Annotated in this window: 12 protein-coding genes and 1 tRNA gene; 5 read left to right on the plus strand and 8 right to left on the minus strand. The window is 62.8% G+C overall.

What is annotated here, in order from left to right:
- From FXB40_RS44485 to FXB40_RS44510, 7 genes are all read right to left on the minus strand, one after another.
- A complete protein-coding gene (locus FXB40_RS44485) occupies positions 1 to 876 on the minus strand; it encodes a branched-chain amino acid ABC transporter permease (RefSeq protein WP_148778570.1) in 876 nt (291 codons plus the stop codon).
- 91 nt (positions 877 to 967) lie between these two features.
- The gene (locus FXB40_RS44490; RefSeq protein ID WP_148778571.1) at positions 968 to 2212 is read right to left on the minus strand and encodes an ABC transporter substrate-binding protein; all 1245 of its coding nucleotides are present in this window, start codon (positions 2210 to 2212) and stop codon (positions 968 to 970) included.
- Positions 2213 to 2461: 249 nt separating this feature from the next.
- Positions 2462 to 3313: an NAD(P)/FAD-dependent oxidoreductase gene (locus FXB40_RS44495; protein WP_347339813.1), complete on the minus strand. Its 852-nt coding sequence runs from the start codon at positions 3311 to 3313 to the stop codon at positions 2462 to 2464.
- Positions 3314 to 3436: 123 nt separating this feature from the next.
- Complete coding sequence (locus FXB40_RS50260; protein ID WP_347339814.1) at positions 3437 to 3559, minus strand: FAD-dependent oxidoreductase; 123 nt, start codon at positions 3557 to 3559, stop codon at positions 3437 to 3439.
- 40 nt (positions 3560 to 3599) lie between these two features.
- Entirely contained in the window at positions 3600 to 4718 is a 1119-nt protein-coding gene (locus tag FXB40_RS44500) for a D-alanine--D-alanine ligase family protein (RefSeq protein ID WP_148778572.1), read from the minus strand.
- Between the two features lie 49 nt (positions 4719 to 4767).
- Complete coding sequence (locus tag FXB40_RS44505; RefSeq protein ID WP_148778573.1) at positions 4768 to 5511, minus strand: 3-deoxy-manno-octulosonate cytidylyltransferase; 744 nt, start codon at positions 5509 to 5511, stop codon at positions 4768 to 4770.
- 84 nt (positions 5512 to 5595) lie between these two features.
- Positions 5596 to 6819 carry an SMP-30/gluconolactonase/LRE family protein gene (locus FXB40_RS44510; RefSeq protein WP_148778574.1) on the minus strand — a complete coding sequence of 408 codons (1224 nt, stop codon included), beginning with the start codon at positions 6817 to 6819 and terminating at the stop codon, positions 5596 to 5598.
- A gap of 234 nt (positions 6820 to 7053) precedes the next feature.
- Between FXB40_RS44510 and FXB40_RS44515 the strand changes: the two genes are divergently transcribed.
- The 5 genes from FXB40_RS44515 (at position 7054) to FXB40_RS44540 (ending at position 11959) form a co-directional block, all read left to right on the plus strand.
- On the plus strand, positions 7054 to 7299 hold the full coding sequence (locus tag FXB40_RS44515) for a hypothetical protein (RefSeq protein ID WP_148778582.1): 246 nt from the start codon (positions 7054 to 7056) through the stop codon (positions 7297 to 7299).
- Positions 7300 to 8056: 757 nt separating this feature from the next.
- The gene (locus FXB40_RS44520) at positions 8057 to 9619 is read left to right on the plus strand and encodes a 2-isopropylmalate synthase (RefSeq protein ID WP_148778575.1); all 1563 of its coding nucleotides are present in this window, start codon (positions 8057 to 8059) and stop codon (positions 9617 to 9619) included.
- 281 nt (positions 9620 to 9900) lie between these two features.
- Positions 9901 to 10902, plus strand: a complete 1002-nt coding sequence (locus FXB40_RS44530; RefSeq protein WP_148778577.1) for a TRAP transporter substrate-binding protein — start codon at positions 9901 to 9903, stop codon at positions 10900 to 10902.
- A gap of 196 nt (positions 10903 to 11098) precedes the next feature.
- A complete protein-coding gene (locus FXB40_RS44535; RefSeq protein ID WP_148778578.1) occupies positions 11099 to 11716 on the plus strand; it encodes a Spy/CpxP family protein refolding chaperone in 618 nt (205 codons plus the stop codon).
- Between the two features lie 167 nt (positions 11717 to 11883).
- Positions 11884 to 11959: transfer RNA gene (locus tag FXB40_RS44540), tRNA-Lys, on the plus strand.
- Between the two features lie 236 nt (positions 11960 to 12195).
- Here the strand turns inward: FXB40_RS44540 and FXB40_RS44545 are convergent.
- Positions 12196 to 13248, minus strand: coding sequence for a tyrosine-type recombinase/integrase (locus FXB40_RS44545; protein ID WP_148778579.1), 1053 nt, complete (start codon positions 13246 to 13248; stop codon positions 12196 to 12198).
- Between the last annotated feature and the right edge of the window lie 516 nt (positions 13249 to 13764).

Below are 13764 nucleotides of genomic sequence, written 5' to 3' on the forward strand. Positions count from 1 at the left end.
TCAGCGCCTCCCCAGAAGGCCCTGGGGCCGGATATACATCACGAACACAAGCAGCAGCAGCGCCGGAATGGTGCGGTAGGCCGGCGAGACCAGGTAGGCCGTCAGCGTTTCGAGATAGCCGACCACGAAAGCCGCGATCAGCGAGCCGGAGACGCTGCCGAGGCCGCCGAGCACCACGATCGAGAACGCGCTCGCGGTCAACGGCCCCACGCTGTAGGAGCTGACGCCGAGGAACATGCCGAGCAGCACGCCGGCGATGCCGGCGAGAATGCCGTAGATCCCCCACACCACGATGTAGATGTTGGTGAGCTCGAGGCCGAGCAGCGTGACGCCGCGCGGGTTCATCGAGGCCGCCAGCACTGCTTTGCCGGTGCGGGTGCGGTTCACCAGCAGCCACAGCAGCGCGATGACGAGGCAGCACACGATCGCGGTGAAAATCTCGTTCTTCGGCGTGCGGACGCCGAGCACGTCAACGACGCCCTCGACGATCGGCAGCACCGTCTTGGCGTTGTTGGTGAAGAAATAGGCGATCAGTTCCTGGATCATGATGCCCCAGAGCAGCGTTCCCGTGAGGACGAAGATCTCTTTCTCCTCATTCGGGATGCGCCGGGAGTCCTGGATCGGCTTGACCACCGCGAAGTAGGTGGCGAACGCCGCGAGGAGGGCGACGCCCACTCCGATCAGCGCGCCGGCATAGGTGCCGACACCAAGCACGCTGGCGGCGGCCCAGGCCGCCACCGCTGCCGCCACCATGATGGCACCGTGGGAGAGGTTGAGCACGCCGGAGACGCCAAAGATCAGTGTAAAGCCGGTGGCACCGAGAGCGTAGAGGGCGCTGATGGCAAAGCCATCAATCAGAATCTGGAAAGCTCGCATTGATGATTGGCCAAGAGTCCTACTGGAGGGAAGGTGCTGCGGGGGCCCGCAAATGGAAGCTCCCGGGAGGTGGTCCCGGGAGCGTGTCCGATCAGTTGCCGAGCTTGATGAAGCTCGGGAACTTGATGTCGACCGTGGCGACGTCCTTCGGCCAGACGGCGCTCTGCTTGCCGTCCTGCCATTGCAACATCAGCCCGGTGATCAGGCCCTTGCCGTATTTGATCGAGTGCGTGAACGGATCGTCCTTGCCGTAGAACTGGACGCGGCCGATCGTGCCTTCCCAGTCGGTCTTCTCCAGCGCATCGACCAGCTTGTCGGCATCGGTCGAGCCGGCGCGCTTCACGGCGTCGGCGATATAATAGACCTCGTCATAGGCGGTGTAGCCGGCATAGGACGGGTAGTTGCCGAACTTCTTCTTGAAGTTTTCAGCGAACGGCACCGACTTCGGCGTCACCGCCACGCCGGGGCCGGAGACGCCCTGATAGAGCACGCCTTCCGCCGCCTGGTTGCTGTCCTTGCCGAAGGTCTCGTTGGTCGCCTGCGAGGAGATGCCGAACATCGGGATCGGCACCTGCTGGTTCTTCCACTGCACCGTCGGCTGCACGCCGACATGGGAGATGCCGGTGATGATCACGTCAGGCTTCGAGCCCTCGATCTTGTTGAAGATCGGGGTGAAGTCGGTGGTATCGGGCGAGAAGCGGATGTGGTCGAGCACCTTCAGCCCGATCTTGGGCAGGCATTCCTCGTAGCCGACATCGAGCGGCTTGGTCCAGGCGGCGTCCTCGCTCATGATGACCGCCGTCTTCATGTGCATCCTGTCGACGAGCAGGTCCTTGGCGCCGTCGCAGACCGAGAGCGCCAGTGCCGCCGAGGTCAGATAGCCGTGGAAGGTGTACTTGTTCTTCTCGTAATCGGCGTGGACGCTCTTGCTGATCTCGTTGGAGGCCGCACCCGGCGTGACGAACGGCGTCTTCAGCCGCGAAGCCCAGGGCTCCAGCGCCAGCACGACTTCGCTGATGTAGCTGGCGATGACCGCGTTGACCTTGTCCTCGTTCACGGCGCGCTGGAAAGCGCGCACCGAATCCGCCGAGGAGGAGTGATTGTCGTAACCGATGATCTCGATCTTGCGGCCGTCGATGCCGCCATTTGCGTTGATCTCGTCGGCGGCGAGCTGCGCCGCCTGCGGGATCGATGCGCCGGCAATCGCCTGCGCTTCCGCGATCACACCGATCCTGATCGGATCGGCCGCAAAGGCCGGGCCTGACGCTGCCAATAATGCGCCGGTCGCGGCCGCACCAAGCACACTTCGCAATGCACCAGAGAGTGCTTTATTCATATTGTTCTCTCCCTTGACCCAAGCTTCTTTGAGCTATTGGGCGGGACTATAACGACGAGAGAATCCTCGGCAAGTGAAACTGTATTCAGGATTGTACGATGGGGACTAAAGTTCTAGCGCTGCGCAAAATGCAGGCAGACAAGTGCTGGACCCGTTGTGCGCAGCTATGCAGATTTCGTCGACGAGCATGCGCGTCTATCGCAGGCGGACAATTGCGCTGCCGTTGAGAAGCTGTGGCGTTGAGCCGGTTCAGCGCGCTTGCAGCAGCGATGGATCGAGCGGCGTGAGCCGGGCGGGATCGAACGGCGCGAGATCCACCTCGCGCGCTTCGCCTTCGGCGATGAGCCGTGCCATGGCCTCGCCGGTCGCGGGCGCATTCAGGATGCCCCACACATTATGTCCGGTCGCGACATAGAGACCGTCGCTCTGCGGCACCCGGCCGACCAGCGGCAGGCCGTCCTCCGTCACGGGACGGAAACAGGCCTGCTGCGCGATGATCTTGTCGGGACGAAACAGCGGCGATAGCCGCTCGGACATGGCTTGCAGGCGCGCGATCGCATCGCGGTCCGGCGTCACCGCCGCCGGGTCGAGCGGCAGCGGCGCGATGTCGGAGAGTGCGGTGACATGCGTGCTGCCGTCGGCGCGCGGAAAGACCTCGATCGACACGGTGCTGCCATCCGTCTCGCATTCCAGGAACAACGCATCGGCCGGCAGGTTGGGGTCGATGTCGTACACGATGCTCGGGCTGCGCTGGCCATAGACAGCGGGCAGGCTCATCCATTGCGCCGCGAGCAGCGACCATGGTCCCATCGCGATCATGACGGCATCCGCGTCAATGATGCTGCCTTCGACCTCGACACCTTTCGCGCGCGTCGCATCGCGGACGATGCCGGTGACGCGGCCGCGGCGAAGCTCGGCGCCTTGCGTGAGCGCCGCGTTCATCAAGGCCGATGTGAACTTTTGCGGATGAACGATCGCGGTTGTTTCGGTGGTGCCGATGCGCTGGGCGATGACGACGCCGTCGCTGAGCCAGCCGAGCGCGGATGGCGTGTTCCGGCGTGGGTCGCTATCAGGAGCAACGTAACCGCTATGCGCGCTCATCGGGCGGTAGCCCCAATCGCCTGCGATCTCCCCAGGCAGTTGTGCATGAAGCGCAAAACTGCGCCGCGCCAGCGCATCGAGCGGCGTACCCGCACACCAGTCGCGCGCCAGAAAACCGCCGGCCTAACCCGAGGCCGCGGCCGCCACTTCGGTCCGTTCGACGACGATGACATCGGCGCCGAGGCGGCAAAGGAAGTAAGCCGTGCAGGCTCCGATCACGCCGCCGCCGCAGATCACAACGCGCATGGCTTGTTTCCTGACCCGGGCCTACGCTTGAGGAGACAACCTAGCTCGAATAGCCGCGTTCCAGGGCGTGACGCTGCTGGTAGCGGTCCAGCGCCAGATGGACGAGGCGTGTCAGCAGCTCTCCATACGGCACGCCGGAGGCTTCCATCATCTTCGGATACATGCTGATCGACGTGAAGCCGGGCAGGGTGTTGATCTCGTTGAAGCAGAATTCGCCGCTCTGCCGATCGAGGAAGAAGTCGACCCGCGCGAGGTCGCTGCATTCAAGCGCCGCGAACACCTGCACCGCGAGCGCGCGCACGCGCTCCATCTGTGCCGGATCGAGCCTGGCCGGAAGATCGACGCGGGCGCCGTCGGGATCGAGATATTTGGCCTCGTACGAATAGAATTCGTGATGGGCGTTCGGATTGAGTTCGCTGGCGACGCTCGCAAACAGCGTCTCGCCTTCGAGCACCGCGACCTCGATTTCGCGCGCGTCGATGCCCTGTTCAACCAGCACCTTGACGTCATAACGAAACGCATCATCGAGCGCGGGGCCAAGCGCATCCCACGTCTTGACCTTGTGAATGCCGACACTGGAGCCCATGTTGCACGGCTTGACGAAGACCGGAAGGCTCAGCCCCTCGACCGCCTTGGCGAGAGACGCGGCGCGGTCCGCGGCGAAGGCCTTGCGGGTGAGCACGCGATAGGGCGCGACCGGAACGACGGCGAATTCCGCGAGTCGCTTGGCGACATCCTTGTCCATGCTGACGGCGGAGGCGAGAACGCCCGAGCCGACATAGGCGACCTCGGCCAACTCCAAAAGGCCCTGCACGGTGCCGTCCTCGCAAAGGGGGCCGTGCATGACCGGAAACACGACGTCGATCTCGATCGGGCCTGTCGCGCTTTCGGAGATCGGCACGAGAACGCCGCGTCCGTCAGCCCCTCGGGCGAGCCGCATCTCGGGTGCATCGGGCAAGATCGGCAAGGCCGCCTGCGCCGGATCGATCCTGGCAAGATCGTTCCACTGCCACCGGCCGGTCTTGTCGATGGAGATCGGGATCACCTCGAAGCGCGCGCGGTCGAGATGCCTGAGCACGGAGGCCGCCGATTTCAGCGAGACCTCATGCTCACCGGACCTGCCGCCATAGAGAATAACGACGCGAATTTTGTCTGCCATGGCTCAATTATCACGCGCTCTGTCCGGAAGTCACGTGCTGCCTCGGGGACTAGATCGATCTGGATGCCAAAAGTTCTCGAGCGCGCTCGAGATCGGCCAGCGTGTCCACGCCCAACGGCTCCGTCCGGATCACCTTCGCGTCCATCCGCATGCCGTGCTCGATCGCTCTGAGCTGTTCAAGGCTTTCGCGCTGCTCGAGGACGCCGCGTGCGAGGCTGACATATTTCGTCAACGCCTCGCGCCGATAGGTATACATGCCGACGTGATGATAGTGCTTTCCCACTCCCGAGGGGATCATGGCCCGGCTGAAGTAAACCGCGCGACCGATGGTTTCTCCCGGGTGAATCGCAAGGGCGATCTTCACAACGCTCGGTGCCTGAAGCTCGATGGGATCCTCGATCTCGGTGGCGAGCGTTGCAATCGCGCATTCGGCACGTCGAGACAACGGCTCCATCGTCGCCCGTATCGTCGCCGGATCAATGGTCGGCAGGTCACCCTGAAGCACGACGACGACATCATAGGCCGCTTCCGCGTCGATCAGCTGCAGTGCCGCGTGCGCACGATCCGACCCGGTCGGGAGGGTTGGGTCGGTCAGGACGGCCCGACCGCCCAGATCGTCGATGACATCCACGATGGCTTGATCGCCACAGGCAACGACGACGGGGCCGATATCGGCCTCGAGACCTCTTCGCCAGACGTGAGCGATCATTGGCTGACCGTTGATATCCGTCAGCGCCTTGCCTGGGAGCCTGGTCGAACCGAGCCGGGTGGGTATGATCACGATCGGACGCATCGAAACTTTCCGCTTTCTGAATGGGCAAGTTTGAGGCGTCAGCGGGCTACGCTGGCGCCTCGTTGCAATTCAGCTCACGCCTGCTCAGCCCGGCCCTGCACCTTGCGTCGCGGTGAACACCGCGTAGAGCGACTGGCTCGCGGCCATGAACAGGCGGTTGCGCTTCGGCCCGCCGAAGCAGATGTTGCCGCAGACTTCGGGTAAGCGAATGCGGCCGAGCAGCTTGCCGTCCGGCGACCATGTCGTGACGCCGTTATAGCCGACCGCGCGACCGGCGTTGCTGGAAGCCCAGACATTGCCGTTGACGTCGCAGCGCACGCCGTCCGGCCCGCACGTCACGCCGTCGATCACGCAATCGGAGAAGCGCTTTCCGTTGGACACCTTGTTATCCGCGCCGACATCGAACACGAAAATCTCGCCCTTGCCGCCGGGGCCGGTGTCGCCCGGTCCCTTGCCGGTCGAGACGACATAGAGCTTCTTGAAGTCGGGCGAGAAGCACAGCCCGTTGGGATCGGGCACCTGCTCCTCGGTGACGACGAGATCGACGCGGCCTGAGGGATCGATGCGATAGCAATTGGTCGGTAGCTCGCGCTTGCCAGGGGTGAAGCCGGCCGGTTGTCCAATCCGCGGATTGAGCTTGCCACCTGCATTGCTCGGTCCGCCCGCCGCATCGGGCTCACCTTCATAGAGCTGGCCGCCATAGGGCGGATCGGTGAACCAGTAGCTGCCGTCGGGATGCGCGACGACGTCGTTCGGCGAGTTCAGCTTCTTGCCGTTGTAATTGTCGCACAGCACGGTGGCGGTGCCGTCGTGCTCGTAGCGCGTCACCCGACGGGTCAGATGCTCGCAGGAAAGCTGGCGGCCCAGGAAGTCGAACGAGTTGCCGTTGGAATTATTGGAGGGCGCGCGGAACACGCTGACGCGGCCGTCATCCTCGCTCCAGCGCATCTGCCTGTTGTTGGGAATGTCGCTCCAGAGCAGATACCGTCCTTGCGCGCTCCAGGCCGGACCTTCCGCCCATAGCAGGCCGGTATGAAGCCGCTTGATCGCGGTGTTGGGCTGCGCCAGATCGTTGAACGACGGATCGACCGCGATGATATCGGGGTCCCAGAAATAGGTGGTCGGTGCGCCGTTGGGGCCGAAGTCGCGCGGTGGTGTGGTGATCGTGGTCGGCGGGGCGGCAGGTCCGGTCTGGGCCAGTGCGGTGCCCGCTCCGGCCATCGTGGCCGCGGCACCGAGCGCGAGTCCCTGGACCAGCGTCCGTCGTGAAAGCGCAGCATCCTGCTCACGCTGCTGTTGGCGTGTCATTCGCGTCCTCCCGGGTCATGTTCAGCTGGCCGGTTGATCCGGCCGAGCAAGTGCAAGGTTAGTCCCATTCATCCCCGGTTGCGAGGGCGGCCAGGCTGATTTCGGGCGCAACGGTGTGACGCGACAATTCGCGTGCCCTTGCGGAATTAACCGAGCCCCAGTTTGGGCCCTGTCAAGTCTTGACCTCGCCTCTATTGCTGCGCAGAAATCCTGAGAGAAAGGCCGCAGCCAATGGTGCAGGGTGTCATCACATTGATCGTGTTGCTCGGGATCGCGTATGCGGCCGGCTATTTCACGCGCGATTTCCAGTCCCGCAAACGGCGTGCCGTGGCTCGCCGCTCGGGCGGCTACACGCAGCCGGACTGGCTTAGCCCCACCGTTCCCGCCAACACCAACGAAACTCCGTCCCCAGCCGTCGGTGAACTCGGCCAGATGCTGGATCGCTGGGAGACCAGGTCCCGCTCGCGTCGCACGGGTTAGGCTGATCGCCTGACATATCGGCAGGTCGTAGCCCGGATGGAGCGTAGCGCAATCCGGGACCGGTCCCGCATTACGCTCCGCTCCATGCGGGCTACAAGTGCTCGCGTTGCCCGACACGGGCAAAACACGCAAGCACTGAGTCAATCGGCACGCATCAAAATATTCCACGTTACCGAAATTCGGGTTTGTTGGCGTTGTCGAATACCGTCACCCTGAGGTGCGCGCCTTGGGGCGCAACGCGCCGCAGGGCAAGCCTCGAAGGGCGACGGCCCGGATGCACCTGTTCGGCCGTGCATCCTTCGAGGCTCCCGGCGCGATGCTATGCGCACCGCGCCACTCGCACCTCAAGGATGACGGAGCCGCCATTGCGAGCCGAGCGGCGAGATCCGCACCCAGGTCAGTCCCCCTGACCATCTTTTGGCGTTGCGGTTGCGCCTATTTCTCGTCTAGAAACGACGCACTGAGCCTCCCGGCAACCAACCGTCAACGGTTTTGATCGAGGATTTGGGGCTCAAAAGGGTCTGGTAATGCTGATTCGCGGCCAAATCGATGGGATTTCGGGGGAGGTGGCTCTGGCCGCCGCCACGATCCCGGCCGCGCTGCTGCCCACCCTCCTTATTGGCGGCCTTCTTCTTACTTGCCCCTGAGGGCCGGCTGGGCGCCACGCGCCTGGGCACTCAGGGGTTGGTCGAGATCACCGGACACCTCCAAGCGCCCAGCAGACTGAACGGCGCAGAAGCTCAAAAGGAATTTTGCAATGGCCCCCGCGAACAAGTCCGACAAGGACCGCGTCATCATTTTCGACACCACGCTGCGCGACGGCGAGCAATGCCCCGGCGCCACCATGACCTTCGAGGAAAAGATCGAGATCGCCGAGATGCTCGACGACATGGGCGTCGACGTCATCGAGGCCGGCTTCCCGATCACGTCCGAAGGCGACTTCCAGGCCGTCAGCGAGATCGCCCGCCGCTCCAAGAATTCCGTGATCGCCGGCCTGTCGCGCGCCAATCCAAAGGACATCGACCGCTGCGCCGAAGCGGTGAAGTTCGCCAAGCGTGGCCGCGTCCATACCGTGATCGCGACCTCGCCGCTGCACATGCGCGTCAAGCTGAACATGACGCCCGAGCAGGTGATGGAGCTCTCGATTGCCAATGTCACCCGCGCTCGCAACCAGATCGACGACGTCGAATGGTCGGCCGAAGATGCTACCCGCAGCGAGATGGACTACCTCTGCCGCATCGTCGAGGCCGTGATCAAGGCTGGTGCTACCACGGTCAATATTCCCGACACCGTCGGCTACACCACGCCGGAGGAATATAGCCACTTCATGCGCACCTTGATCGAGCGGGTGCCGAATTCGGACAAGGCGGTGTTTTCGGTGCACTGCCACAACGACCTCGGCATGGCGGTGGCAAACTCGCTGGCCGGCATCGCCGGTGGTGCGCGCCAGATCGAATGTACCGTCAACGGCATCGGCGAGCGGGCCGGCAACGCTTCGCTCGAGGAAGTCGTGATGGCCATCAACGTCCGCAACGACGTGTTTCCGTGGTGGAACAAGATCGACACCACGCAGCTGACCCGCGCCTCGAAGGTTGTGTCGGCGGCGACCTCGTTCCCGGTGCAGTACAACAAGGCGATCGTCGGGCGGAACGCGTTTGCGCATGAGAGCGGCATCCACCAGGACGGCGTGCTGAAGGATGCATCGACCTACGAGATCATGCGGCCCGAAATGGTCGGCCTGAAGCAGTCCTCGCTGGTGCTCGGCAAGCATTCCGGACGCCATGCCTTCGTGCACAAGCTGGAGGAGATGGGCTACAAGCTCGGCCCGAACCAGCTGGAAGATGCGTTCACGCGGATGAAGGCGCTCGCCGACCGCAAGAAGGACATCTACGACGAGGACATCGAGGCGCTGGTCGACGAGGAGATGGCGGCATCGCATGACCGCATCAAGCTGACCTCGCTGACCGTGATCGCCGGCACTCATGGCCCGCAGCGCGCGACCATGAAGCTCGACGTCGACGGCCAGATCAAGATCGAGGAAGCCGAGGGCAACGGTCCGGTGGACGCGGTGTTCAACTGCATCAAGGCGCTGGTGCCGCACGAGGCCAAGCTCGATCTGTATCAGGTCCACGCCGTCACCGAAGGCACCGACGCGCAGGCGGAAGTGTCGGTGCGGCTGTCGCATGACGGACGTGCGATGACGGCACGCGCGGCGGATCCGGATACGCTGGTGGCGTCGGCCAAGGCCTATCTCGGCGCGCTCAACAAGATCGTCATGAAGCGCCAGCGCGACACTGTGACGACGGCCGCCGCAAGCTGAGCTTGCTGTCTTCGCCTCTCTCGCTTGCGGGAGAGGCAGACACGCGAAGCGTGGCGGGTGAGGGTTCTCTCCTCTAGGGGGCTCTCGCTCGAGGAGACACCCTCTCCCCAACCCTCTCCCGCAAGCGGGAGAGGGAGCGCAGCGGCGCTTACGGCATTCACTGTGAATAGCAGCCCTGCTAACGGCCAATAGCACGCAGGGGCGCCGGCCTGTATTGAAGTGCCTGGCATGAGGACAGGCCGCCCGCGCGCCGGGCGGCCCAAAAACAATAGGGAGAGATTATGCGCACCTTCGCGATCGCGGCATCCGTCGCGGCATTGGCCTTGAGCCTTGCCGGCCCCGCCAGCGCCGACCCGATCATCATCAAGTTCAGCCACGTCGTCGCGACCGACACGCCGAAGGGCAAGGCCTCCGAAAAATTCAAGGAACTCGCCGAAAAGTACACCGGCGGCAAGGTCAAGATCGAGGTCTATCCAAATTCGACGCTGTACAAGGACAAGGAAGAGCTCGAGGCGCTGCAGCTTGGTAGCGTGCAGATGCTGGCGCCGTCCAACTCCAAGTTCGGCCCGCTCGGTATCCGCGAGTTCGAGGTGTTCGATCTGCCCTATATCCTTCCCGACCTGAAGACGCTGCGGAAGGTGACGGAAGGTCCGCTCGGTGCGCGGCTGCTCAAGCTGCTGGAGCCGAAGGGCATCACCGGCCTTGCCTATTGGGACAACGGCTTCAAGCAAATGAGCGCCAACAAGAAGCTGGTGGCACCGAACGACTATCAAGGCGTCAAGTTCCGCATCCAGTCCTCGCGCGTGCTGCAGGCGCAGTTCAAGGCACTCGGCTCGCTGCCGCAGGTGATGGCGTTCTCGGAAGTCTATCAGGCACTGCAGACCGGCGTGGTCGACGGTCAGGAGAACACCTGGTCGAACATCTATACCCAGAAGATGCACGAGGTGCAGAAGTACATCACCGAAACCAATCACGGTTACATCGGCTACGTCGTGATCGTGAACAAGAAGTTCTGGGACGATCTGCCGGCCGACATCCGCGACCAGCTGTCGAAGGCCATGAAGGAAGCGACCGACTTCAACAACGCGCAGTCGCAGAAGGAAAACGACGACGCGCTCGCCGAGATCAAGAAGAGCGGCAAGAGCGAGATCATCAAGCTTACGCCGGAGCAGGACGAGGCGATGCGCAAGGCGATGGAGCCGGTCTACAAGGACGCCGCAGGCCGCGTCGGCCAGCCGCTGATCGACGAGTTCCTGAAGGAATCGAAGAGCACGACGAACTAATCTAAACGAAATATGAAGGAGAGCTTCCGTGCGGGCTGCACGGAAGCTCTTTTTTGTTACGGATGATGTCCGCGGTGGCTGAACGGACATTCAAGTGAGTTACATCTGCGAAAGAACGCCCTCTCTGTCCAAGTTGTAAGTTGCACCTTGGCCTCGCGACGCCCATCTTCAGGACATCCTTCCAGAGGAGGTTCGTATGAGGAAGTTCACCATCGCCGCCATCGCCGTGCTCAGCATCGCCGGCTCGGGCGCGGTCTATGCCCAATATCATCGCCCGTGGATGGAGCACTTCCGCCACATCCGCATGAACCCCGAAGACCGCGCCGCCTTCGTCGACGCGCGGATCGCCGCGGTCCATGCCGGGCTGAAGCTCAACGCCGACCAGGAGAAGCTGTGGCCGCCGGTCGAAGCCGCCGTGCGCGACTTCGCCAAGCTGCGCCTCGACCGCGCCAATGCGCGGATGAACGCGGGTCCGGGCGACGCTGCCAAGGACGGCAATAAGGACGGCGACAAGCCGGACGATCCGGTCGCCCGCCTGCGCCAGCGCGCCGACGACATGGGCGCGACCTCTATGGCTTTGAAGAAGATCGCCGACGCCGCCGATCCGCTCTACAAGAGCCTCGATGATGGCCAGAAGCGCCGCCTTGCCATGCTGACCCACCACCGCGGCCCGTTCGGCGGCGGCGAGGATGGTCCGCCCCGCCACTTCATGGAGCGCGGCATGGACCGCATGATGGAGCGTGGCATGGACCACTTCCGCGGTGGCGACCGGTTTGACCGCGACGGCGGCCCGGATCGGGAAGGGCGTCTTTGAGCGCTCCGGGATTTCCCGAGGTTTAACCTCTGAGAAGCCGCTGGAATCCAGCGGCTTTTCGCATTTCCGGGGCTGTGGAAGAACCTTGGAAAACATGCGCCACATCGCTTGCCAGACCCGGATCGCTTTGCTAAACGACCGGCCTCGCAAGGCATTGACCGCCTTTCGGGCGCATAGCTCAGTTGGTAGAGCAGCTGACTCTTAATCAGCGGGTCCCAGGTTCGAGCCCTGGTGCGCCCACCAAATAAATCAAAGACTTACCAACGCTGTGCACCAGAACGGACCTTTCAGTTGGGAGGTCAGTTGGGAGTTTTTGTTCGGTTTTCGTGCTCGCTCGCACGCCCTGATGAATGATCGGGGAGGGCTGCGCGCTGCCGCAGCGGCTACCTCGTTCCCGGCGGCGTGGAGCACTCTCTTACGCGGAAGCTTTGGCGACCGGTGAACGCCTTCACCTGGATTTCCATCCACATCCCAAACCTTCATTTTTGCCCTTCTCCGTAAACTGCACTCAGCTTCTTGATCGCTGACTCCGCAAGTTCTACTCGCCCGCCAAGATAATGCGCATCGAGTATCTGCTGCACCGTGGCCATGGAATGTCCGGTTATCGCGGCAATCTCGGGCACTGAGCAATTCGACAGTGCGAGCCGTGTGACAGCGGTTCCGCGCAAATCGTGGAAGTGCAAGTCCTTTAGCGAGGTCCGTTTGAATGCTTTGTCCCAGCTCGTCCTGAAGCCGTCCTCCGTCCACGGTCGGCCGAACGAGTTAACCAAAATAGTGACGGCTGAGCGCTTCTCGTTGAGCGCAGCGTCAAGGGCGGCCTTCAGCGGCGGGCCGACCGGGATCGTTACCCGGCGCCGGCCGTTGCTGCCACGACCCTTCGACTGACGCATCCGGATGTAGGCGCCGTCGTAATTGCTCCAGGTCAGCCGCAACAGGTCTCCCTGGCGCTGGCCGGTCCACAGAGCGAGCAGCAAGGCCGCCTGCAGCTCGATGGACGCTACACCGCAAAAGGCACGGATGTCCTCGGCGGTCCAGACGATCTCCGACCGATCGGATTCATAAAGCCGCCCGCCGCGCTCGCAAACATTCACAGCAATCTTGCCGTGGTCCTTTGCAACCGAGAGCACGCGCGCAATCGTCGTCCAGACGTAATCTGCCTTGCGAGGTGTGGAAGCGAAGGTGTTGCGGAAGGCTTTGAAATCGCCGCGCGCACGCCGGTCCTCGATTGCGCCAATCGGCATCGCGCCGAACTTGGCCTCGATCAAGGCGAGGTACTGATCGTAGGCGCGCTTGCTCTTGTCGCCAAGGCCCGTGTACTCGCTCTGATCTTTGAAGTAGTCAATCAATGAGCTAAATGTTTCAGCGCTGTTCTTCTTCGCCGCAGTAGCTTCGCCGTAGAGCCTTATGAAGTCCGGTGTGCCTGGTTCAGCATCGATGCGTGGACCGCCCTTCCACGCGTACCAGTACGTCTTCACTGTTCCATCAGCGAGTTTCTTTGTGAGGCTGTTGATGCCTTTGAGTCGCACCCGCATCTTGCGAGGCCTTCCATTCATCATAGGGTGATCGCTGCGGTTGCATTTTAGAATCGAGACCTGACATCCGGTCAAGGGCCGCATCAATGGCTTTTCTGTCCCATTTGCGGGTTCCCGCAATCGGTTTCGGCATAATCCCGCGCCGAACCCAGGTGTTGAACGCTGAAAGCGACTCGCAGCCTGCGTAAGCCGCAGCTTGTTCTCTCGACATGCCACGGGGCTCGATCATCGCTGTTTCCACTTGCGATACTCTGAATGATACCGATTTTCGACAGCACTCTTTTTGATCGAGGCCGAGAACGCTCGACAAGAGGAGAAGGCCGGGCGTAGCAAATTCGGCTGGTGTGGCGTGGAATCGGACCTGTCCGTGCGTAATGGCTGTGAGATGATACGGCCGGCTCCAACCATTGAGCTACAGGCCCCGCCGCGAGACGGCCGCGGGAAGGCGGCTGGCAACGGTGTGCGGTTCGTTTACAGATTGCGGTGCAGTCCAGGACTGGACTGCACCCCTGAAGT

The sequence above is a fragment of the Bradyrhizobium rifense genome (assembly GCF_008123425.1).
GTDB classification, from domain to species: domain Bacteria; phylum Pseudomonadota; class Alphaproteobacteria; order Rhizobiales; family Xanthobacteraceae; genus Bradyrhizobium; species Bradyrhizobium rifense.